Here is a 20,905-nt window from a genome sequence, read left to right on the forward strand (position 1 = left end):
TTTAGACGATGATTATACCACGCGGGTCTCCATCGTGCACGCCTGGATGGATTGTCTTGCTGCGGGATAGCTCAAAATTGCACGTTTGGCCGGACTTGCCGTGTTTTCCAGCCACTGTTGGCGGGATTCCTGCTCAACTGATTGATTTCGAAGAAGAACGGTGTGCGCCTACCTTGTTTGGGGGATGCGTGCGGCGGCGTTTCATTCTTTATTGCCGGTGCTGGACACTTTGCAACCCGGCAATTTCATCACGTAAACCATTGTATAAATCTCCTCTCCGGTAACGGGGAGGGGATTTTGGGTTCTACACCAGCGGGCTTTTGCGCCCGGCAAGATGATCCCTGTTGAGAGCCTGCATGATGTCCCTGGCGTCGTCGCGATCAAGGCCAGCCAGATCGCGTCCGTCCGAGGCTGCCGGCAAACGCGTGACCACGTCGATCACGGTCCAGGTGCCATTCTTCTCCTGATGGAGTTCATAACGCGGTTCATTCACAGGCGAAATCATCCTTGGTTGCAGGCTTTCACCGATCTGTTGTTCTGTGATGTGCACTCTGGCGCTGGGTGATGATCCGGACGCTGGAGGGCAAAGTCAACCGGTCCGTTCCCCGGTTCTAGAGTGCCGTTTTCCCGGCAGGGTGCCAAACGAAAAAGGCCTCCCGGTTTCCCGAAAGGCCTTTAGAAACTGGATGGTGGGCGTAACAGGGATTGAACCTGTGACCCCTACGATGTCAACGTAGTGCTCTCCCGCTGAGCTATACGCCCATCCAATGTTGGCGCATAGACCATAAACCTCCGGAGGCGTCAATAGGCTTTTTTCGGCTTTTTGACAGGAAGTTTTACAGCCCTTGCGGCGTAGGCTATGCGGCCAGCATCTTGTTCACTTCGTCCACAAGATCACGCAGATGGAAAGGCTTGGACAGGACCTTTGCGTCCTTCGGAGCTTTCGAATCAGGGTTCAGCGCCACGGCGGCAAAGCCGGTGATGAACATGACCTTGAGATCGGGATCGAGTTCGGTCGCCCGGCGGGCGAGCTCGATGCCGTCCATTTCGGGCATGACGATGTCGGTCAGAAGAAGCGAAAACGGCTCTTCGCGCAGCCGGTCGTAGGCGCTGGCGCCATTATCGAACGACATTACCTTGTAGCCGGCCTTTTCCAGGGCTTTCACCAGGAAGCGGCGCATGTCGTTATCGTCTTCGGCGAGGAGGATTTTTGGACTCATGGATTAAAGCCGTTGCACCTTACGTGTCGATGTGGGGAATTGCGATCACATCATGAAACCGCATGTGGGTAAATATCCGGTGAAGACATGAGATCAAGCCCTGTTCACTGGCAGGAAACGACTATGGACATGATTGCTGCCTGCTGGCAACATACACGAAGCATCAAGATTGTGACATGGTAAAAAAGGGCTGCGATGACGCAGAACGTCAGCGAAACCGAACAGTTCGAAGTTCGCGAGCCGGAAATGCAGCGCATTCCCTTTGTCTTCAATTCCCCCCACAGCGGCAGGGTTTACAGCCGGTCCTTCCTGGAAAAATCCCGTCTGGACGAACTGTCGATCCGCCGGTCGGAGGATCACTTCGTCGATGAACTGTTCCATTCCGTAACAGATCTGGGCGCGCCATTGTTAATGGCGCATTTCCCGCGCGCCTTTCTCGACGTCAACCGCGAGCCCTATGAACTCGATCCACGGATGTTTGACGGGCCGCTGCCGCCGCATGCGAATATCACTTCGATGCGGGTGGCCGGCGGTCTCGGTACCGTGCCGCGACTGGTGGCGGAAAATATGGAAATCTACCGTGGCCGCTTTCCGGTTGCCGAAGCGCTCGAGCGGATCGAGACCATCTACAAGCCCTACCATGCTTGCCTGCGGCGGCTGATTGCCCGTACGCATGTTCAGTTCGGTCTGGCGGTGTTGATTGACTGCCATTCGATGCCGGGCAATATCCGGCTGGCCGGAACGGGCCAGCGGCCGGACTTCATCATCGGCGACCGCTATGGCACAAGCGCCTCGGCTGATCTCTCGCGGACAGCGGTGTCACTGCTCGAGGATCTCGGGTTCTCCGTGGCCCGCAACAAGCCTTATGCCGGCGGTTTTATCACCGAGCATTACGGCCGGCCTGCGCGAGGACTGCATGCGTTGCAGATCGAGATCAATCGCGGTCTCTATGTCGATGAAGCGACGCTGCAGAAGAAGAGGGACTTTCCGATGCTGGCCGAGGCTATCGGCATGTTCCTCAATGGATTGGCGGCGCATGTGGAAACCTACACGCCAAGCACGTCGCTCGCTGCGGAATAAACAGCCCTTGTCCCTGCCATAAAGACAAAAAAAACCGCGCTTTTGGCGCGGCTAAGTCTAGGGAGGAAACACCCAAGGAGGGTATTTACAGCCACAAGTGACTGTACGAAAAATCTAATATTGCGGTGCACAATTGTCAAGCCAGATTTGGCCACAATTGGTGCGCTGCGCCAAAGTCAGAGTTCACTAAACTGCCATAAACATCCGGTTTGGGCGCGTTTTTTGATTTCTGAGGCACGTTCTTCGATAATCCGGGGCAAGACTGCTTTCGCATCTGCCGATCCGCGCGATTTTTACCGATTTTTTCGCCGAAGACTTCTTTTTCAAAAAAATGTGCCATAAGCACAATCAGCCTTCCATTTCCCGATCTTCGTGAGGTTTCATGCTGCCGGACCGTGAATTTTTCGACCGCCTTGCCGATGCTGCCAAGGCGCAGACCCTGCCGCGTTTCCGGACCGGCATCAGTGTCGCCAACAAGGAGGCTGCCGGTTTCGATCCGGTCACCGAGGGCGACCGAGCGGCCGAGACGGCGATCCGCGCGCTGATCGAGGCGCATTTCCCCGAGCATGGCATTCTCGGCGAAGAATTCGGCAATGTCGGGCTCGACCGCGATTATGTCTGGGTCATCGATCCGATCGATGGAACTCGCGCCTTCATCTCCGGCCTGCCGGTCTGGGGCACGCTGATCGGCCTCTATCACAAGGGCGAGGCGGTGATGGGGCTGATGGACCAGCCGTTTACCGGCGAGCGCTATTTTGCCGATGGCAAGAACACACATTATCGCGGTCCGGGCGAAGACAAAGTGGTCTCGACGCGGCCCTGCGCCGATCTGAGCCAGGCGATCCTCTTCACCACTTCGCCGCATCTTTACACCGGCGATATCAAGACCCGCTTCGAGGCGGTGCAGAGCAAGGTGCAACTCGCCCGCTACGGCTGCGATTGTTATGCCTTCGCGCTGCTGGCGGCCGGTCATATCGACCTCGTCATCGAATGCGGCCTGAAGCCCTATGATGTCGGTGGGATCATTCCGCTGATCGAGCAGGCAGGCGGCATCATCACCGACTGGAATGGCGGCCCGGCCGAAATGGGCGGCGAAGTCATCGCGGCCGGCAGTGCTGAAATCCACGCACAGGCTCTGGCTATCCTGAAGGGCTAAAAGCCAGCGGACGCATCAGGCTGACAGGTCTTCGCTGTCGACCAATACCGTGTCCGCCGTGCTTCCGGGGATGAAGGCTTCGATGGCCGCAATCGCCTGGGCGCGATAGTGGTCGGCTTCCTGCAGAAGTTCGTGACGGGCGCCGTCGATCGGGATCATGTGACCGGCGCGGAAGTTGCGGGCAAGTGTCTCCACAGCCAGATGCGGCACCAACTGGTCCTGCGTCGGTGCGAGCACGATGGTCGGCACGCGGATTCGTGTCAGGTGTTCGCGGGCTGAAACGCGCTTGATGGCCTTGAAGGTTTCGTGCAGCCAGCGGGCGGTGGGTGGTCCGAGCGCCAGCTCCGGGTGGGCGTCGGTCAATGCCTTGTTGCGGGCAAAGCGCCGGGCATCCGATGTCAAAAGGTTTTCCGGGAAGGGCCGCGAACCCTTGTCGCGTAACAACGGCAGGGAGCCGAGGCCGCAAATGCTGAAAACGGCCGCCATGAAGCTGATCATGCCATGGCCGACCTTCTGGCCGCCGAGCGCCATGAAGGGAGCTGCGATGGCCAGCCGGTCGATGCGGCTCGCCAGCATCGGTGCCTGCGATAGGGCGACAAGCGCACCCATTGAATGAGCCAGCATGAAGAAGGGCAGGCGCGTATCGGGCAGCACGATCTTTTCGAGGAATGTCGATAGATCGCTCTCATAATCGGCAAAGCGCCTGACGTGACCGCGGCGCGGCTGTTTCAGCAGTCGCTCGGAGCCAGCCTGACCGCGCCAGTCGAAGGTTGCCACCCACAGTCCGCGCGCGGTGAGCTCGCCGATCGTCTCGGCATATTTCTCGATCGATTCATTGCGCCCCTGCAGCAGCACGACGGTGCCCCTGGCGACCGGCGCATCCGACTTGAAGATCGCATAGCGAATCTTGCGGTTACCCACGCCGTCGAAGAAGCCGACGGTATGATTGCCGGGGATCGGATTGTCCGGGGTGGAATGAAGCGTTGATGTCATGGGCAAGTCCGTGTCCGGCCGGTCTTTGAAGGTGCAATGGCGGCACAAGGGTGCGCCGGCAATGCACCGGATTTATGATGGCTCATCCTTGATCGATACCGATTAAGGAACGGTGCAGGCCAGACAATAGCGATAAGGGAGGCGACTTACCCGGTCAAAGAAAAGGTTGGGAAAAAGGGCCGGAAACGGTGGGGGGACGAATTACCGTTCCCGGCCAGAGACAGTCGGTCGGTTGAGGACAGGCAGCATGTGGGAGAAGGGACGTTCACCGCCGCTGCCAGCCTCGTCTTCCGATGTCGCAGTTTTATCGCGCTGAAGCTGAACGCAGCTCGAACCGGCCGTTCATCCTGCATTTATCAAGAGATCGCGTCTTCCGGGTGATGTTTTCATCTTGTTTTGCCGGGGTCTTGAAGGCCGCAAAAACAATTCCCATCTCATCCTCACGGGCGCCGAAACCGGGCTCGTTCACCGGTTCTGCCATCGCCGCTTACGGGGTGACAGAGCCAAGATCGCACACCAGTTGCTCACAAGAGGACACCATGCGTCACGTTGATTTTTCCCCCCTTTACCGCTCCACCGTCGGTTTCGACCGTCTTTTCACCATGCTCGACAGCCTTGGCCAGCCGGACCAGTCGCAGACCTATCCGCCCTACAATATCGAGCGGACCGGCGAGAGCACCTACCGGATCACCATGGCCGTTGCCGGTTTTGACGAAAGCGAACTTTCGATCGAAGCCCGCGAGCATACGTTGACCGTCAAGGGCGAGAAGAGCGAAGAAAAGGTGACTGACAACCAGTTCCTGTATCGCGGCATCGCCAAGCGCGCCTTCGAGCGCCGGTTCCAACTCGCCGATCACGTGGAAATCCAGTCCGCTTCGCTGAGGAACGGCCTGCTTCACATCGATCTCCTGCGCGAGATCCCGGAAGCTGCCAAGCCGCGCCGCATCGACATCGTTGCCGCGCAGTCGGCGCCGAAGCAGATCGAAGCAACACAGGTGAACGGCAGCGCCAACTAAGCTGTTGATCAGAACATAGAGACGCGGTGCCCGAACGGGCGCCGCTGACAATCGAGAGCCGTTTGCAGCCGAGGGTTGCAGACGGCTTTTTGTATGGAGACGCTGCGCAATGGCTGCGATACCGTCATTACGTGCCTGAGGAGGATTTCGATGCGTGACCTGTCACCCCTGCTGCAAGCTGGCGATCTACCGCCGCAGTGGCGCATCCGGTTGTCACGCTATCGCTTCGAGCGCGACGCGGTTGGCCGTTCGTCGGCGGGTGTCTTCAAGCTGGTCGGTGATCGAGAGCCGAGCCTCTTCCTCAAGCGTGAGCTGGCTGGCCCTTTTGCCGAATTGCCCGATGAGGCGACGCGGCTAGGATGGCTCGCGGGAGCGGGGATTGATTGCCCTGACGTCATTGCGCAGGATCGTCATGACGGCCAGAACTGGCTGCTCGTCAGTGCTATGCCGGGGCGGGATTTATCCGCTGTCTCCATTACGCCGCAGCAGTGCATCGAAATACTGGCCAAGGCGCTGCGGCTGTTGCACGCGATCGATATCAGCACCTGCCCGTTTGATCATAGCCTTTCCAATCGCCTGGCGCTTGCCAAGGCGCGGATGGAGGCTGGCGAGGTTGATGAGGACGATTTTGATGATGAGCGGCTTGGCCAATCCGCCGATGACCTTTTCCGGATTCTCGAAAGCCGGAAACCGGATGCCGCCGATCTTGTTGTGACACATGGCGATGCGTGCCTGCCGAATCTGCTGGAGCATGAGGGCCGGTTCAGCGGGTTTATCGATTGCGCCCGGCTGGGTGTCGCAGACCGCTACCAGGATCTGGCGCTGGCTTATCGCAGTGTGTGCGAAAACCTTGGCGAGGCTTGGGGGCAGCCGTTTCTTGATCTCTACGGTGTCCCCAAGCCCGATCGGGCCAAGCTCGACTATTATCAGTTGCTGGACGAGTTCTTCTAGCTCCTGCTTCTATTCCGCTGCAGCAACCGCCAGGCGCCGGCTGCGTTCGGCATATTTCTGGGCGATCACCGCACAGGCCATCAGCTGGATCTGGTGGAACAGCATCAGGGGCAGGACGATACTGCCGATACCTTGGCCGGCGAAGATGACATTGGCCATCGGCACGCCGCTGGCAAGGCTCTTCTTCGAGCCGCAGAAGGTGATGGCAATCTCGTCTTCTCTCGAAAAGCCGAGCATGCGGCTGCCGTACATCGTGACCACCAGCACGACGGCCAGAAGCAGAATGTCGAGGATGATAACGACGGCGATATCGCGGATGGAGAACGTGCTCCAGATATGTTCGGTCACCGCTTCGCTGAAGGCGAGATAGACGACCATCAGGATCGAACCGCGATCGACCGGCATCAGAAGTTTTTTGCGGGCGCGGATGAAATTGCCGATCCATGGCTGAAGGATCTGGCCGAGGATGAACGGGGCGAGAAGCTGCAGCAGGATCTGCTCCAGCGCATCGAACGAGAAACCCCCATGGCCGCCGGCGGTAAACAGCAGGCCAACCAAAAGCGGTGTCAGAAACATGCCGAAAATATTGGAAGCCGACGCTGCACAGATGGCGGCGGGGACATTGCCGCCGGCCATCGAGGTGAAGGCGATCGACGACTGTACGGTCGAGGGCAGGACGCAGAGGAAGAGGATGCCGGTATAGAGCGCCGGTGGCAGAACGCTTTCAGGCAGGAAGCCGACCGCAAGGCCAAGCAACGGGAAGAGCACGAAGGTCGATGCGAGGATGACGAGATGCAGCCGCCAGTGCAGCAGGCCCGCCACCACGACATCACGCGACAGCCGCGCGCCGTGAAGGAAGAATAGAAGGCCGATGGCGATCTTCGTGGCGAGGCCGAACCACTCCGCCGGTTCGCCGGAAATGGGCAGCAGCGATGCAAGGATCACCGTGCAGACAAGCAGGATCGTAAAGGTGTCGGGCAGGAAGCGGCGCATATCGGTCGTCCGGAGAATGTGAAAGCAGATGGCGGCATCATTGTCATTGTGATATCGAATGCAAGAAATAACGGTTATCATATTTCAGGATGGCAGATGCTTGATCTGGTGCAACTTCGCAGTTTTCTCGCGGTCGAACAGATGGCGAGCTTTACCTTGGCGGCCGAGCGGCTGGGGCTTGGGCAATCGACGGTCAGCCAGCATATTCGCCGGCTGGAAGCCGATCTCGGCCGCAAGCTGGTCGAGCGCGACACGCATCATGTGTCGTTGACGGCGGATGGCGAAGCGCTGCTGGGACCGGCGAGAGCCATGCTGTCGCTGGACGGGCAGGTGAAATCTCTGTTTGCCGAGCGCAGTCTACATGGGCGGCTGCATCTGGGTGTGTCGGAAGATTTCGTCATGAGCCGTTTGCCGGCTGTGCTTGAGGATTTTACCCGGGCGCATGCCTCAGTCGATCTCGAGTTGACCGTGGCCCTGAGCGGTACGCTTTATCAAATGCAGGATGAGGGGGCGCTCGACTTAGTGCTGGCCAAACGGCGGATTGGTGATGCGCGCGGTCAACTGGTCTATCGCGAGCCGCTGGTTTGGCTGGCACGCGATCCGGAGCGGGTGATGCGGGGGGAGGTGCTGCCGCTGATTGCTTTCCCGCCGCCGAGCATTACCCGCAGCGTTGCACTGGAAGCGCTGGAACGGGCGGGCGTCCCGTGGCGGATCGTCTGTACCTGCGGCAGTCTCAGTGGCCTGACTGCGGCCGCGCGCGCAGGGATGGGCGTTCTGGTGCAACCGCGCAGCATGGCGCCGGCAGGACTGCGCGAGATGACGTCAGACAGGCTGCCACGGCTTGAAGATGTGGAATTCGTGCTGGTGGCGCGGCGCGGCGCGGACAGGGCTCTGGTGGAGGCCCTGTCCAGCGAGATTTTGACCACGGTCGGCGGCCCGCAAGCCGCCACCGGGATAGGCAAAACAGCGCTCTGATCAAAGCGCCTTCAGGAACTGGTCGACATTATCAGGCGTCGTTGCAAAGCTGGTGACCAGGCGGTAGAGGCCTTCATCTTCAGCAACGGCGTCCGACAGCGTGTGCGGGACCGGCCAGTCGTAAAAGACGGCACCATCGGCCTGAAGCTTTGCTGCTATCTCTTTCTTCAGGACAACGAAAAGCTCATTGGAGCCGCTCGGCCAGGCAAGGTGGGCGCTGTTCGATCTTTCGATGCCCGCGGCAAGCCTGTCTGCCATGCTGTTGGCGTGGCGGGCAAGATCGAGCCAGAGATCGCCCTCAAGATAGGCATCGAATTGGGCGGCGATGAAGCGCGACTTTGAAAAAAGCTGGGCGGAGCGCTTGCGGAGGTAGCCCATTTCCTCGGCCTTAGAAGTGTCGAACATGATCAGTGCCTCGGCGCACCAGCAGCCGTTCTTTGTGCCGCCGAAGGAGAGCAGGTCGATGCCGCGTTTCCAGGTCATTTCGGCGGGTGTTGTGCCGAGCGTCACCAGTGCATTGGCGAAACGGGCACCGTCCATATGCAAGGGGAGCTTTGCCGATTTGGCGATGGCGGAGATCGTATCGATCTCGTCAAGACTGTAGACGGTGCCGGCTTCAGTCGCCTGCGTCATGGTGATTGCCATCGGCTGCCCGCCGTGGACGCCGCCGCCACGGGTGCGCTGGATTTCCTTCTCCAGCCGGCTTGGGTCCATCTTGCCATTCGGCCCATCGACCGGGGCAAGCTTTGCGCCATGCGAGAAGAATTCCGGCGCGCCGCACTCATCGGCATTCACATGCGCTTCACGGTGGCAGAGCACGTGGCCGCCCGGGCGATTGGTGCTGGCCAGCGCCAACGAGTTGGCGGCGGTTCCGGTGGCGACGAAGAACACGGCGACCTCGCGCTCGAACACGTCCGACAGTTTCTTCTCGACCTTCTTGTCGAGGTCGCTCGTCCCGTAAGCAGAGGCAAAGCCGCCAGCCGCCTTGACGAGGCTTTCGGCTATCACGGGATGGGCGCCCGCCCAATTATCGGAAGAGAAAATCATGATGGATTCCTGCTGTTCCGGGGAAATACGCCCCGAATTGAATGGTCAGAAGAGACCATACGGATGCCGTCGCGGCAATCAATCCAGGCAAGGCGAGATAAGGACAATATCAGACCAGTTTGAAACCAAATTGAAGAAAAGAAGGGGTTTGCGAAAGAAAATTACAAAAAGACGAAATTAGCCGCAATGTTCGGCAAAATAGGGTCGAATATTTTGCATTAGTGGTCTTGCAGAGGAGGATGCTTTCTGGCATAGAGCCTATGAAATAGGACAGTATGACTGTCCTATTTCGGTCTCAAGACCGGAAGGATGCCGGAAAGCCCGCCCGAAGCGGCTACTGGCTGATGATTGGAGACCGCGCCGGACGCTTCCTTGTCCGGGCCGGCGGGACAGTCGCGATGGTCGCGAGCACTCTGTGCCTGATGCAGTCAATGCTTCATTTGCGACCGGATCAGGATCATGCAACGATAATGCCGGTGCCGGCCTCGACGGGACTCTTGCCCGCAAAAGCCTGCCTGGACTGCGGAAATATCCGGCCATGCCGGGTTAACAGGAGGGAAGACGATGACGGACTTTACGCCATCCACCGTAACTGGTTTCAACACTGCGCGCCAAACGGCGACGGTTGAGAAAAATACCGCATTTCCGGGCCTGCCGAAAAAACAGGGTCTTTATGATCCGCGCAACGAGCACGATGCCTGCGGCGTCGGCTTCGTCGCGCATATGAAGGGTCAGAAGTCCCACCAGATCGTCAAGGATGGCCTGTTCATCCTGGAAAACCTGACGCACCGCGGTGCTGTCGGCGCCGACCCGCTGATGGGCGATGGTGCTGGCATTCTGGTGCAGATCCCGGACCGCTTTTTCCGCGAAGAAATGGCCCTGCAGGGCGTCATCCTGCCGAAGGCCGGGGAATATGCCGTCGGCTACCTCTTTATGCCGCAGGACGAGGCGCAGATCGCCCATTTCAAGCAGGTGATCACCGATGTCGTGGCCGAGGAGGGCCAGACGCTTCTCGGTTTCCGTGAAGTGCCTGTTGATAACGCTTCACTGTCCAAGGCGGAGCACATTGCCGCGACCGAGCCGCACCATGTGCAGGTGTTCATCGGTGCCGGCCGCGACGCCGCGACCAATGCCGAATTCGAACGCCGCCTGTTCACGCTGCGCAAGGTGATTTCCAACCGTATCTATGATGCTTTTGAAGGGGCCGAGACCGGTTTCTATCCGGTATCGCTGTCGACCAAGACCATTGTCTACAAGGGCATGTTCCTGGCCTATCAGGTTGCCGCCTATTTCAAGGATCTGGCTGATCCGCGCTTTGAATCGGCTGTCGCTCTCGTGCATCAGCGTTTCTCGACCAACACGTTCCCGTCGTGGAAGCTGGCGCATCCCTACCGGATGGTCGCGCATAACGGCGAAATCAACACACTGCGCGCCAACGTCAACTGGATGGCCGCACGCCAGGCATCGGTATCCTCGCCGCTGTTCGGTGAGGATATTTCCAAGCTGTGGCCAATTTCCTATGAAGGCCAGTCGGATACGGCCTGTTTCGATAACGCGCTCGAGTTCCTCGTGCAGGGTGGTTATCCGCTGTCGCACGCCGTCATGATGCTGATCCCGGAAGCCTGGGCCGGCAACCAGCTGATGGCGCCCGAACGCAAGGCATTCTACGAGTATCATGCTGCGCTGATGGAGCCGTGGGATGGTCCTGCCGCCGTCTGCTTTACCGATGGCAAGCAGATCGGCGCAACGCTCGACCGCAACGGCCTGCGTCCGGCCCGTTACATTGTCACCGACGACGATCGCGTCATCCTTGCTTCCGAAGCCGGTACCCTACCGGTGAAGGAAGAAAGCATCATCAAGAAGTGGCGTCTGCAGCCGGGCAAGATGCTCCTGATCGACATGGAAGAGGGCAGGATCATCTCCGATGAGGAGCTGAAGTCGACCCTTGCCAACCAGCATCCCTACCGTCAGTGGCTGGACAACACCCAGCTCATCCTCGAAGACCTGAAGCCGGTGGAACCGCGTGCGCTGCGCCGCGACGTGTCGCTGCTCGATCGCCAGCAGGCGTTCGGCTATACTCTGGAAGACACCAAGATCCTGATGTCGCCGATGGCGACGACCGGCCAGGAAGCCATTGGCTCGATGGGTACCGACACGCCGATCTCGGCGATGTCGGACAAGACCAAGCTGCTCTACACCTATTTCAAGCAGAACTTCGCGCAGGTCACCAACCCGCCGATCGACCCGATCCGCGAAGAACTGGTGATGAGCCTCGTGTCGTTCATCGGCCCGCGGCCGAACCTGCTCGACCATGCCGGCATGGCCCATGCCAAGCGGATGGAAGTGCGCCAGCCAATCCTGACCAATGGCGATCTCGAAAAGATCCGCTCGATCGGCCACACAGAAGACCGTTTCGACACCAAGACGCTCGACTTCACCTATGACGTGACGCGCGGTGCCGAAGGCATGCCGGAAATTCTCGACCGGCTGTGCGAGCGGGCCGAGGCGGCCGTCAAGGGCGGTTACAACATCATCGTGCTCTCCGACCGCCAGATCGGCCCGGACCGCATGGCGATCCCGGCGCTTCTGGCAACCGCTGCCGTGCACCATCATCTGATCCGCAAGGGGCTTCGCACCTCCGTCGGTCTCGTCGTTGAAACCGGCGAACCGCGCGAAGTGCACCATTTCTGCTTGCTGGCAGGCTACGGTGCCGAGGCGATCAACCCTTACCTTGCCTTCGACACGCTGACCGACATGCACAAGCGCGGTGAGTTTCCGAAGGAGGTCGATGGCAGCGAAGTCGTCTATCGCTACATCAAGGCTGTCGGCAAGGGCATCCTCAAGGTCATGTCGAAGATGGGCATCTCGACCTATCAGTCCTATTGCGGCGGTCAGATCTTCGATGCGATCGGTTTGAACTCTGAATTGGTCGACCGGTATTTCTTCGGCACTGCAACGCAGATCGAAGGCATCGGTCTTGAGGAGATCGCCAAGGAAACCTTCAACCGCCATCAGGCGGCCTTCGGTGCCGATCCGCTGTTGAAGAACACGCTCGATATTGGCGGCGAATATGCCTACCGCATGCGCGGCGAAGGCCATGCCTGGTCGCCGGACGCGGTTGCCTCGCTGCAGCACGCCGTGCGCGGCAATGCCGAGGATCGCTACCGCGAATTCGCCGAGATGGTGAATGGCGCAGCACTGCGGATGAACACCATTCGCGGGCTGTTTTCGATCAAGGGCGCTGAAGCCATTGGCCGCAAGCCGATCTCGATTGATGAGGTCGAGCCGGCCGTCGATATCGTCAAGCGGTTCTCGACGGGTGCCATGTCGTTCGGATCGATTTCGCGCGAAGCCCATACGACGCTGGCGATCGCCATGAACAGCATCGGCGGCAAGTCGAACACCGGCGAGGGCGGCGAGGAAGCCGACCGTTACCTGCCGCTCTACGATGGGTCGCGGAACCCGGAGCGTTCGGCGATCAAGCAGATTGCTTCCGGCCGCTTTGGCGTCACGACAGAGTATCTGGTCAATGCCGATATGCTGCAGATCAAGGTGGCGCAGGGTGCCAAGCCCGGCGAAGGTGGCCAGTTGCCCGGCCACAAGGTGGATGCGACTGTTGCCAAGACCCGGCATTCCACACCGGGCGTTGGCCTGATCTCGCCGCCGCCGCACCATGACATCTATTCGATCGAGGATCTGGCCCAGCTGATCTACGACCTGAAGAACGTCAATCCGGAAGCGGATATCTCCGTCAAGCTGGTTTCCGAAGTCGGTGTCGGCACGGTTGCGGCTGGCGTTGCCAAGGCACGCGCCGACCATATCACCGTCTCCGGCTATGACGGCGGCACGGGTGCTTCGCCGCTGACTTCGCTGAAGCACGCTGGATCTCCATGGGAAATCGGCCTTGCCGAAACCCATCAGACGCTGGTGCTGAACGGGCTGCGTTCGCGCATCGCGCTGCAGGTGGATGGCGGCCTGAAGACCGGCCGCGACGTTATCATCGGTGCGCTTTTGGGGGCCGACGAGTTCGGTTTCTCGACCGCGCCGCTGATTGCCGCTGGCTGCATCATGATGCGCAAGTGCCACCTCAACACCTGTCCAGTGGGCGTGGCAACGCAGGACCCGGTCCTGCGCAAGCGCTTCAAGGGTGCGCCCGAGCATGTGGTCAACTACTTCTTCTTCGTCGCCGAAGAGGTGCGCGAAATTCTGGCGTCGCTCGGCTGTAGCAAATTCGACGAGGTTATCGGCCTTTCCGAACTGCTCGAAAAGGACACGATGATCTCGCACTGGAAGGCCAATGGTCTCGATTTCTCCCGCATCTTCCACAAGGTCGATGCGCCGAAGGAAAAGACCTACTGGACCGAAAGGCAGAACCACCCGATCCACGACATTCTCGACCGCAAGCTGATTGCAGAAGCGATGCCGGCTCTGGAATCGAAGACGCCTGTCACCATCGAAGTCGATATCAAGAACGTCGACCGTTCGGCCGGTGCGATGTTGTCCGGTGAAGTGGCCAAGCGCTACCGTCACAAAGGGCTCAAGGACGATACCATCACGGTGAAGCTCACCGGTACGGCGGGTCAGTCGTTCGGTGCGTTCCTGGCGAACGGCATCACCTTCGAACTGATCGGCGATGGCAACGACTATGTCGGCAAGGGTCTTTCGGGTGGCCGCATCGTCGTGCGTCCGCCGGAAAACTCCAAGATCGTTGCGGCGAAGTCGATCATTGTCGGCAACACCGTGCTTTACGGCGCGATCGCAGGAGAGTGCTACTTCAACGGTGTTGCCGGTGAACGCTTCGCCGTGCGCAACTCCGGTGCCATCGCGGTTGTCGAGGGCGTGGGTGACCATGGTTGCGAATACATGACCGGCGGTGTGGTCGTGGTTCTCGGCGAAACCGGCCGCAACTTTGCAGCCGGCATGTCGGGCGGTGTCGCCTATGTGCTGGATGAAAGCGACGATTTCCCGAAACGTTGCAACATGGCGATGGTCGAGCTCGAGCCGGTTCCGGAAGAAGACGACATGCTGGAGAAGCTGCATCATCATGGCGGCGACCTCATGCACAAGGGCATGGTCGATGTCGCTGGTGACATGACGCGCCATGACGACGAGCGGCTCTACCAGCTGATCTCCAACCATCTGCACTACACGGGCTCGCCGCGCGCCAAGGAAATTCTCGATCACTGGGTCGAGTTCCGGCCGAAATTCCGCAAGGTCATGCCGATCGAATACCGGCGTGCGCTTGAGGAAATGGAGCGTATGCGGATGGGCGTCGCGGCGGAATAATGCCGCGTGGTGCTGTCATTCATCGGGTGATCTCGGCGGGTGTCGCTGTCGCTGTTCCAGCGACCGCGTTCATGGTGAACGGCGAGATCAATTTGGAATTCATCCTGCTGGGGGCGCTGATCGGCTTCGCCTTCTGGTATTGGGGTCCCACGTGGCCCCCGCTATGAAATAAGGGACGAGTAAATGGGCAAGGTCACAGGCTTCATGGAAATCGACCGGCAGCTGGCAAAGTATCAGCCGGCGTCGGACCGCATTCGGCATTTCCGCGAGTTCACAATCCCGATGTCGGAACCGGAAGTGCAGAAACAGGCCGCGCGCTGCATGGACTGTGGCATCCCCTATTGCCATGGCCCGACCGGTTGCCCGGTGCACAACCAAATCCCCGACTGGAACGATCTGGTCTATAACGGCAACTGGGACGAGGCGATCCGCAACCTGCACTCGACCAACAATTTTCCGGAATTCACCGGTCGTATCTGCCCGGCGCCCTGCGAGGAAGCGTGCACGCTGAACCTCGAAGATGCACCGGTGACGATCAAGACTGTCGAGCAGGCGATTGCCGACAAGGCCTATGAGATGGGCTACATCGTGCCGCAGCCGGCCGTCACCAAGACCGGCAAGAAGGTGGCGATCATAGGTTCAGGCCCTGCCGGCATGGCAGCGGCCCAGCAGCTTGCCCGCGCTGGCCATGAAGTTCATGTCTACGAGCGCGAATCCAAGCCCGGTGGTCTGCTGCGCTACGGCATCCCGGACTTCAAGATGGAGAAGAACTTCATCGATCGCCGCGTCGACCAGATGCGTGGCGAAGGGGTCACCTTTCATTGTGGCGTCAATGTCGGTGTTGACCGCACCGTTGACAGCCTGATCGAAGACCATGATGCCGTGCTCTATTGCGGCGGTTCGGAAACCCCGCGCGATGCCGGTATTCCGGGTGTCGAGTTTGCCGGCGTACATGACGCGATGCCGTATCTCGTCCAGCAGAACCGTCGCGTCGGCCGCGAAAACATCGACAGTGTCGGCTGGCCATCAGACCCGATCCTTGCCGGTGCCAAGCATATCGTCGTCGTCGGCGGTGGTGATACCGCATCCGACTGTGTTGGTACTGCGTTCCGTCAGGGTGCCGTCAAGGTCACGCAGCTCGACATCCGCCCGCAACCGCCGGAAAAGGAAGACAAGCTTGCCGTCTGGCCATTCTGGGCGACCAAAATGCGCACCTCGTCCTCCCAGGCCGAAGGTGCTGTGCGCGAATTCCAGGTCGCAACGCTTGAGTTCGTCGGTGAAGATGGCGTTCTGACCGGCGTCAAATGCTGTCAGGTCGATGAGCGCCGCAAGCCGATTGCCGGTACGGAATTCGTCATCAAGGCCGATCTCGCATTCATCGCTATCGGTTTCAGCGGGCCGGGTACGGACAGCGTGCTGAAGGACATGGGCGAGAAGCTGGCTGTTGGCAAGGACAAGCGTGGTGGCTCCTTCGTCACTGCCAATGACAAGGACTACCGGACCTCGGTCGACAAGGTCTGGGCAGCAGGCGACGTGCGCCGTGGCCAGTCACTGGTCGTTTGGGCGATCCGTGAAGGCCGTCAAGCGGCCCGGGCGATCGATGAGGCGCTGATGGGCTCGACAATCCTGCCGCGCTAGCCAACTCCGCGTTTTTCGCGAGATATGGTTCAAATGCAAACGCCGCGCGCTGGGCTGGTGCGCGGCGTTTGCCGTTCTGTTGCAACCGGGACGTCGCCTGCATTTGGGTTGAAGTATGACGGCGAGATCCGATGCAACATTAACTTGCTGCAATGAAACGGTAATAAACCTTTAATTTGTAAATATTCGCAGTACCTATAATATTGATCTCAAGCGTAGTTCTTGGGAATTCAGTATTTTCCGCCAATACTGACGGTCTTCTGAAGTTTCTTCTTGAAAAGAACGCTGCCGATCACCCGACGCCCGTTCCCGTCACAGGGATCATGACGCCGCACCCCAACGAGTTCGTAAGGGACCCATTGTCATGTCCAACATTCTCCTGACTCACCGTGCCGCAGCGCTGGTCGGAGCCGCCATCTTGGTCGGCGCGGCGGCGTTGCCCTTTACCATCCATCCAGCGACAGCGATGGCAGCCTCCGTGCCAGCCACCGCGCCACAGGTTTCCAACGGCTCCTTCGCGGATGTTGTCTCCGCCGACAAGCCGGCCGTCGTGACCATTATCACCACGATGAAGGCGACCGACGTCAGCGACAGCAGCAGCAACTCGCCAATGGATGAGCAGTTCCGCCAGTTCTTCGAGCAACAGGGCATTCCGATGCCCAAGCAGGCTCCGCAACACCAGGACGGTGGACGCGGAATGGCACTTGGATCCGGGTTCATCGTCAGCAGCGATGGCATCATCGTTACCAATAACCATGTGATCGACAACGCGATCGACATCAACGTGACGCTTGATGACGGAACAGTGCTGCCGGCCAAGCTTTTGGGTGCTGACCCGAAGTCCGACCTCGCTGTGCTCAAGATCACGGCTAGCAAGCCGCTTGCTACTATCGCCTGGGGCGATTCCGACGCATTAAAGCTGGGCGACCAGATTTTGGCGATCGGCAACCCCTTTGGCATCGGCACGACGGTCACCGCCGGTATCGTCTCGGCCCGCGGCCGCGATCTGCACAGTGGCCCCTATGACGATTTCATCCAGATCGACGCGCCGATCAACCATGGCAATTCCGGTGGTCCGCTTGTTGACCACTCCGGTAATGTCGTCGGCATCAATACCGCAATCTACTCGCCAAATGGCGGTAGCGTCGGTGTTGGTTTTGCAATCCCGTCCGATCAGGCGCAGAAGATCGTCGCCAAGCTGGAAAAGAGCGGATCGATCGATCATGGTTATCTCGGCGTGCAGATTCAGCCGGTGACGGCGGATGTCGCCGACGCCGTTGGCCTGACCAAAGCTGAAGGCGCTCTGGTCGCGGCCGTCAACACGGATACGCCTGCAGCGCATGCAGGTCTAAAGACTGGCGATATCATCATGACTGTTGGCAGCGAGGCGGTGAAGTCGCCCCACGATCTGTCGCGGCTGGTTGCTGACCTGTCGCCGGGCGCAAAGGAAGCCATGACCGTCTGGCGTGATGGCAAGACCGTGGACCTCAGTGTCACCGTCGGGGGCAATGATGGCGATCAGAAGCAGGCTTCGGCCGCCAAGGACGACAGCAAGATGCAGACAGGCCCGAGCATTGGCGTAGCTCTTGCCGACCTGACACCGGATGTCCGCCAGGAACTGAAGCTGCCTGACGATGTGACCGGTGCCGTCGTTGCCAAGGTCAACCCTGACAAGCCGGCCGCCGCTGCCGGTATCCAGACAGGCGACGTTATCGTCTCGGTCAACGACAAGGCAGTCCTTGGTGCCCGTGATGTGAAGATGGCAATCGCCAATGCGGTGAAGTCCGGCCGCAAGTCGGTGCTGCTGCTCATCGAGCGCGGCGATCAGAAGACCTTCATCGCCGTACCGTTCGCCGCAGCCTGACTTCGGTTGGCAGCTTTAATCGCGAGATGCGAGCTGTTGAAGGCCCCGTTCTCCTGGCGGAAGGAGGACGGGGTTTCTATGTGACTTGAAAGGTCAGTTGCGGAACACCGGATTACTGATCACCGTTTCCGGTTTCGACAACCGGAAGTCATCCACCCGCCCCACGGGGGCTTCGGCAACTTCACCCTTTTCCACCAGACGATCACGCGGGCTCTTGCCATTGCTTGTGAGCACCGCACCGCCGCCGAGAAGGGTGGCGCTACCGTCCAGCTCGGGATCGTCGAGGCCGATTGGCCGGGTCTGGAGGATATCCTCGTTGCCCGTGGGGGCGGCTACGACAAGATCCTTCATGCCGTCAGCGCCGGGAATGTCCTGGGCCGAGGCGGCTGCATCGCCCAATAGTTTGCGGATATCTTTTTCGACATAGAAGGCGAGCTTGCGCTTGCCGGCCTTGGTCAGATTGATACCGTCCGATCCGCGCAGGCGGACCTGCTGGCCGTTGATATCCGAGCCCGTCATGACGAATTTACCGTCCTCATCGACGAAGCCATCCCAGATGTCGACAAACGTACCGCCGACCTTTTCGGTTTCCGTACGGAAGATGCCGTTGAGAGTGACCATATCGGCGGTCATCGATGTGGACTGGAATGGCGGCATGCCGACCCAGAGCAGCGGTGTCTTGTCCTTGCGGGCAAGGGCAGCGAACGCGCCGGCCCGGCGGGTATATTCCGCGAGCCAGCTATCGGTGCGGAATTTTTCCTTTTCACCGCCGATCGACATCTGCTGGCGCTCGTTGGCGCCTAGACTGATGATGATCAGCGCAGGTTTGGTTTCGGCGATATAGGCGGGCAGATTTTCCGGCCAGTTGAAATAGTCGTCACGCACCAGCCCGGACGACCCATTGGCGCGGGTTTCGATGACGATGCCCGGGGTCGTCTCGAAGGCTGTCTTCAATCCGTCACCAAGGCTGCCGGCAACGAAGTCGCCGACGACAAGGACCTTCTTGGCCGTCTCCAGCTTTTCGACGACGACGGGGACAGGCTCGACGGGGGCCGGTTTGGCCTTCTGCTGTGTCTTTCTGACTTTCGGACGTTGTTGTTGCTGCTGCGGTTGTCTTTGCCGTGGCTCATAGATCGGAGCGTCGTCATAGACAGGGGGCGCTTGCCGGCGACCAAATCCGAACAGCATGTCGAGAATGGTCCGGCGCTCTTGCGCCTGGGCTTGGCGGGGCGGTTCGATGGCGAACGCAGTCAGGCTGATCGCGATGACGATCAGGCCGTTGAACAGCCGGTGAAGGTTTTTGCTGCTGTCTCTGCCGCTCATGCACCTGTTCCGCATTGTTCTGGCCCGGCGTTTAAAGTGTCTCTGCGCAAGCGCGCAACGCCTTTCTTTCGAAAGGCGTTGCCGTCAAGACTGCATTCGGATTGCGCCGCAATTGAGAGCGCTCCCTGCGCCGGGATGTTACTTCCGCAGCGCCTTCAGCAGGTGTTGGGTCGGTTCACCATCCGGCGACAGGCCATTGCGGTTCTGGAAGGCCTGGATGGCGGCCTTGGAGCCTGAGCCAAAATTGCCATCGACCTCACCGTCGTAATAGCCGAGTTCCTTCAGGCGGGACTGCAGTTCGAACTTTTGCTTGATATCAAGCGAACCGTCCGGACGGCTCCATGCCTGCTGCATGCCGCCATAACCGGCAATCTCGTCGGCCAGGAGACCAACGCCCAGCGCATAGGAATCCGAGGCATTGTAGCGCTTGATGACGAAGAAGTTCTTGGTCATCAGGAAGCCTGGGCTGCCGTCCCCTCCTGGCATTTTCAGCTCCGCCCGGGCATCGCCGTTGCGGAAGCCCTTGCCGTTCGGCCGGGTGAAGCCGAGCGCCGCCCATTGGGCAACAGTCTTTGTCTGGCCGGCGTACTGGCTGCCGTTCCGCGGCGGCGAGACTTCATAGCCCCAGGTTTGCCCCGACTGCCAGCCGTTCTTCTTCAACAGGTTGGCTGCGGTCGCCAGGGCGTCCGGAATCGAGTTCCAGATGTCCTTGTGGCCATTGCCGTCGGCATCAACGGCGTAAAGCAGATAGCTGGTCGGAATGAACTGCGTGTGTCCCATGGCGCCGGCCCAGGATCCGTTCAGCTCGCGCGGGGTTACATCGCCGTTCTGCAGAATCTTCAAAGCCGCGATCAATTGCGTCTTGGCATATTTGGCCCGTTTCGGGTCGGCATAGGCAAGCGTGGCGAGCGCGCGCGGCACGTAATGCAGGCGATCGTCCTTTTCCAGCACGGCGCCGTAATTGGATTCCATTGACCAGATGGCCAGGAGCACGTTCCTGTCGACACCGAAATGCTTCTCCAGCGCTGAAAGCGTGCGGGCATGCTTAACCGCCATCTCCTGCCCGACCTTGCGGGTGTAGGGATTGACGCGGCTGTCGATATATTCCCAGATTTTGCTTTTGAACTCAGGCTGATAGGCAGCCTTCTGCAGCACATCTGGATCGGGTGACTTCACGCCGGCAAAGGCCTGGCGATAAGTCGCCTTGGTGATGCCGCTCTTGGCTGCGGTGGCATAGAAGCTGTTGATCCAGGTCTCGAAACCCGCGTCAGCTGAAGCTGTTGACGGGGAGAACAGGGTTGCTGCTGTCATGAATGCGGCGGCAGCATAGCGAAGGAGAGTGTGTCGGGTCTTTGTCATCAGC

The 20,905-nt window shown here is 59.6% G+C and carries 17 protein-coding genes and 1 tRNA gene; 9 read left to right on the forward strand and 9 right to left on the reverse strand.

Annotated features, from left to right (window positions below; all coding sequences use genetic code 11):
- Positions 1 to 304: 304 nt before the first annotated feature.
- From R6X40_RS11505 to cpdR1, 3 genes are all read right to left on the reverse strand, one after another.
- The gene (locus R6X40_RS11505) at positions 305 to 493 is read right to left on the reverse strand and encodes a hypothetical protein (protein ID WP_318413687.1); all 189 of its coding nucleotides are present in this window, start codon (positions 491 to 493) and stop codon (positions 305 to 307) included.
- A gap of 194 nt (positions 494 to 687) precedes the next feature.
- Positions 688 to 762: transfer RNA gene (locus R6X40_RS11510), tRNA-Val, on the reverse strand.
- Positions 763 to 857: 95 nt separating this feature from the next.
- Positions 858 to 1,220 carry a response regulator CpdR1 gene (gene cpdR1 / locus R6X40_RS11515; RefSeq protein WP_113242088.1) on the reverse strand — a complete coding sequence of 121 codons (363 nt, stop codon included), beginning with the start codon at positions 1,218 to 1,220 and terminating at the stop codon, positions 858 to 860.
- A 195-nt stretch (positions 1,221 to 1,415) separates the two neighbouring features.
- Here cpdR1 and R6X40_RS11520 point away from each other — a divergent pair, with 195 nt between their 5' ends.
- Entirely contained in the window at positions 1,416 to 2,300 is an 885-nt protein-coding gene (locus R6X40_RS11520) for an N-formylglutamate amidohydrolase (protein WP_318413691.1), read from the forward strand.
- Positions 2,301 to 2,436: 136 nt separating this feature from the next.
- On the opposite strand, the gene R6X40_RS11525 is transcribed toward R6X40_RS11520, so the two are convergent.
- Entirely contained in the window at positions 2,437 to 2,640 is a 204-nt protein-coding gene (locus tag R6X40_RS11525) for a hypothetical protein (RefSeq protein ID WP_318413693.1), read from the reverse strand.
- Between the two features lie 42 nt (positions 2,641 to 2,682).
- On the opposite strand from R6X40_RS11525, the gene hisN reads away from it, so the two are divergent.
- The gene (gene hisN / locus R6X40_RS11530; protein ID WP_037100079.1) at positions 2,683 to 3,456 is read left to right on the forward strand and encodes a histidinol-phosphatase; all 774 of its coding nucleotides are present in this window, start codon (positions 2,683 to 2,685) and stop codon (positions 3,454 to 3,456) included.
- Positions 3,457 to 3,471: 15 nt separating this feature from the next.
- Here hisN and R6X40_RS11535 read toward each other — a convergent pair whose 3' ends face one another.
- The gene (locus tag R6X40_RS11535; protein WP_318413694.1) at positions 3,472 to 4,449 is read right to left on the reverse strand and encodes an alpha/beta hydrolase; all 978 of its coding nucleotides are present in this window, start codon (positions 4,447 to 4,449) and stop codon (positions 3,472 to 3,474) included.
- Positions 4,450 to 4,988: 539 nt separating this feature from the next.
- Between R6X40_RS11535 and R6X40_RS11540 the strand changes: the two genes are divergently transcribed.
- Both R6X40_RS11540 and R6X40_RS11545 read left to right on the forward strand, forming a co-directional pair.
- Positions 4,989 to 5,465 (forward strand): Hsp20 family protein, encoded by a 477-nt coding sequence (locus tag R6X40_RS11540; protein ID WP_318413695.1) that lies wholly within the window; start codon positions 4,989 to 4,991, stop codon positions 5,463 to 5,465.
- Between the two features lie 150 nt (positions 5,466 to 5,615).
- Positions 5,616 to 6,416 carry an APH(3') family aminoglycoside O-phosphotransferase gene (locus R6X40_RS11545; RefSeq protein ID WP_318413697.1) on the forward strand — a complete coding sequence of 267 codons (801 nt, stop codon included), beginning with the start codon at positions 5,616 to 5,618 and terminating at the stop codon, positions 6,414 to 6,416.
- Between the two features lie 9 nt (positions 6,417 to 6,425).
- On the opposite strand, the gene R6X40_RS11550 is transcribed toward R6X40_RS11545, so the two are convergent.
- A complete protein-coding gene (locus R6X40_RS11550) occupies positions 6,426 to 7,409 on the reverse strand; it encodes a bile acid:sodium symporter family protein (RefSeq protein WP_318413699.1) in 984 nt (327 codons plus the stop codon).
- A gap of 96 nt (positions 7,410 to 7,505) precedes the next feature.
- Here R6X40_RS11550 and R6X40_RS11555 point away from each other — a divergent pair, with 96 nt between their 5' ends.
- Positions 7,506 to 8,384, forward strand: coding sequence for a LysR substrate-binding domain-containing protein (locus R6X40_RS11555; protein ID WP_318413701.1), 879 nt, complete (start codon positions 7,506 to 7,508; stop codon positions 8,382 to 8,384).
- On the opposite strand, the gene R6X40_RS11560 is transcribed toward R6X40_RS11555, so the two are convergent.
- The gene (locus R6X40_RS11560) at positions 8,385 to 9,431 is read right to left on the reverse strand and encodes a low specificity L-threonine aldolase (RefSeq protein ID WP_318413702.1); all 1,047 of its coding nucleotides are present in this window, start codon (positions 9,429 to 9,431) and stop codon (positions 8,385 to 8,387) included.
- Positions 9,432 to 9,995: 564 nt separating this feature from the next.
- On the opposite strand from R6X40_RS11560, the gene gltB reads away from it, so the two are divergent.
- From gltB to R6X40_RS11580, 4 genes are all read left to right on the forward strand, one after another.
- Positions 9,996 to 14,717, forward strand: coding sequence for a glutamate synthase large subunit (gene gltB, locus R6X40_RS11565; RefSeq protein WP_318413703.1), 4,722 nt, complete (start codon positions 9,996 to 9,998; stop codon positions 14,715 to 14,717).
- The gene (locus R6X40_RS11570; RefSeq protein WP_318413705.1) at positions 14,717 to 14,884 is read left to right on the forward strand and encodes a hypothetical protein; all 168 of its coding nucleotides are present in this window, start codon (positions 14,717 to 14,719) and stop codon (positions 14,882 to 14,884) included. Before gltB ends, R6X40_RS11570 begins: the two co-directional genes overlap by 1 nt.
- A 16-nt stretch (positions 14,885 to 14,900) precedes the next feature.
- Positions 14,901 to 16,355 carry a glutamate synthase subunit beta gene (locus tag R6X40_RS11575; RefSeq protein ID WP_318413707.1) on the forward strand — a complete coding sequence of 485 codons (1,455 nt, stop codon included), beginning with the start codon at positions 14,901 to 14,903 and terminating at the stop codon, positions 16,353 to 16,355.
- Positions 16,356 to 16,719: 364 nt separating this feature from the next.
- Positions 16,720 to 18,219, forward strand: coding sequence for a DegQ family serine endoprotease (locus R6X40_RS11580; RefSeq protein ID WP_318413709.1), 1,500 nt, complete (start codon positions 16,720 to 16,722; stop codon positions 18,217 to 18,219).
- A gap of 93 nt (positions 18,220 to 18,312) precedes the next feature.
- Here R6X40_RS11580 and R6X40_RS11585 read toward each other — a convergent pair whose 3' ends face one another.
- Complete coding sequence (locus tag R6X40_RS11585) at positions 18,313 to 19,542, reverse strand: DUF459 domain-containing protein (RefSeq protein ID WP_318413711.1); 1,230 nt, start codon at positions 19,540 to 19,542, stop codon at positions 18,313 to 18,315.
- Positions 19,543 to 19,680: 138 nt separating this feature from the next.
- The gene (locus R6X40_RS11590; RefSeq protein WP_318413713.1) at positions 19,681 to 20,901 is read right to left on the reverse strand and encodes a lytic murein transglycosylase; all 1,221 of its coding nucleotides are present in this window, start codon (positions 20,899 to 20,901) and stop codon (positions 19,681 to 19,683) included.
- Between the last annotated feature and the right edge of the window lie 4 nt (positions 20,902 to 20,905).

Origin of the sequence: Rhizobium sp. PL01 (assembly GCF_033447125.1) — a bacterium.
Lineage (GTDB): Bacteria > Pseudomonadota > Alphaproteobacteria > Rhizobiales > Rhizobiaceae > Pararhizobium.

Excerpts from the sequence above, each read along its gene's own strand:
- cpdR1 (WP_113242088.1), bottom strand. The coding sequence starts at position 1,220 with ATGAGTCCAAAAATCCTCCTCGCCGAAGACGATAACGACATGCGCCGC.
- R6X40_RS11520 (WP_318413691.1), top strand. The coding sequence starts at position 1,416 with ATGACGCAGAACGTCAGCGAAACCGAACAGTTCGAAGTTCGCGAGCCG.
- R6X40_RS11525 (WP_318413693.1), bottom strand. The coding sequence starts at position 2,640 with ATGGCACATTTTTTTGAAAAAGAAGTCTTCGGCGAAAAAATCGGTAAA.
- hisN (WP_037100079.1), top strand. The coding sequence starts at position 2,683 with ATGCTGCCGGACCGTGAATTTTTCGACCGCCTTGCCGATGCTGCCAAG.
- R6X40_RS11535 (WP_318413694.1), bottom strand. The coding sequence starts at position 4,449 with ATGACATCAACGCTTCATTCCACCCCGGACAATCCGATCCCCGGCAAT.
- R6X40_RS11540 (WP_318413695.1), top strand. The coding sequence starts at position 4,989 with ATGCGTCACGTTGATTTTTCCCCCCTTTACCGCTCCACCGTCGGTTTC.
- R6X40_RS11545 (WP_318413697.1), top strand. The coding sequence starts at position 5,616 with ATGCGTGACCTGTCACCCCTGCTGCAAGCTGGCGATCTACCGCCGCAG.
- R6X40_RS11550 (WP_318413699.1), bottom strand. The coding sequence starts at position 7,409 with ATGCGCCGCTTCCTGCCCGACACCTTTACGATCCTGCTTGTCTGCACG.
- R6X40_RS11555 (WP_318413701.1), top strand. The coding sequence starts at position 7,506 with ATGCTTGATCTGGTGCAACTTCGCAGTTTTCTCGCGGTCGAACAGATG.
- R6X40_RS11560 (WP_318413702.1), bottom strand. The coding sequence starts at position 9,431 with ATGATTTTCTCTTCCGATAATTGGGCGGGCGCCCATCCCGTGATAGCC.
- gltB (WP_318413703.1), top strand. The coding sequence starts at position 9,996 with ATGACGGACTTTACGCCATCCACCGTAACTGGTTTCAACACTGCGCGC.
- R6X40_RS11570 (WP_318413705.1), top strand. The coding sequence starts at position 14,717 with ATGCCGCGTGGTGCTGTCATTCATCGGGTGATCTCGGCGGGTGTCGCT.
- R6X40_RS11575 (WP_318413707.1), top strand. The coding sequence starts at position 14,901 with ATGGGCAAGGTCACAGGCTTCATGGAAATCGACCGGCAGCTGGCAAAG.
- R6X40_RS11580 (WP_318413709.1), top strand. The coding sequence starts at position 16,720 with ATGTCCAACATTCTCCTGACTCACCGTGCCGCAGCGCTGGTCGGAGCC.
- R6X40_RS11585 (WP_318413711.1), bottom strand. The coding sequence starts at position 19,542 with ATGAGCGGCAGAGACAGCAGCAAAAACCTTCACCGGCTGTTCAACGGC.
- R6X40_RS11590 (WP_318413713.1), bottom strand. The coding sequence starts at position 20,901 with ATGACAAAGACCCGACACACTCTCCTTCGCTATGCTGCCGCCGCATTC.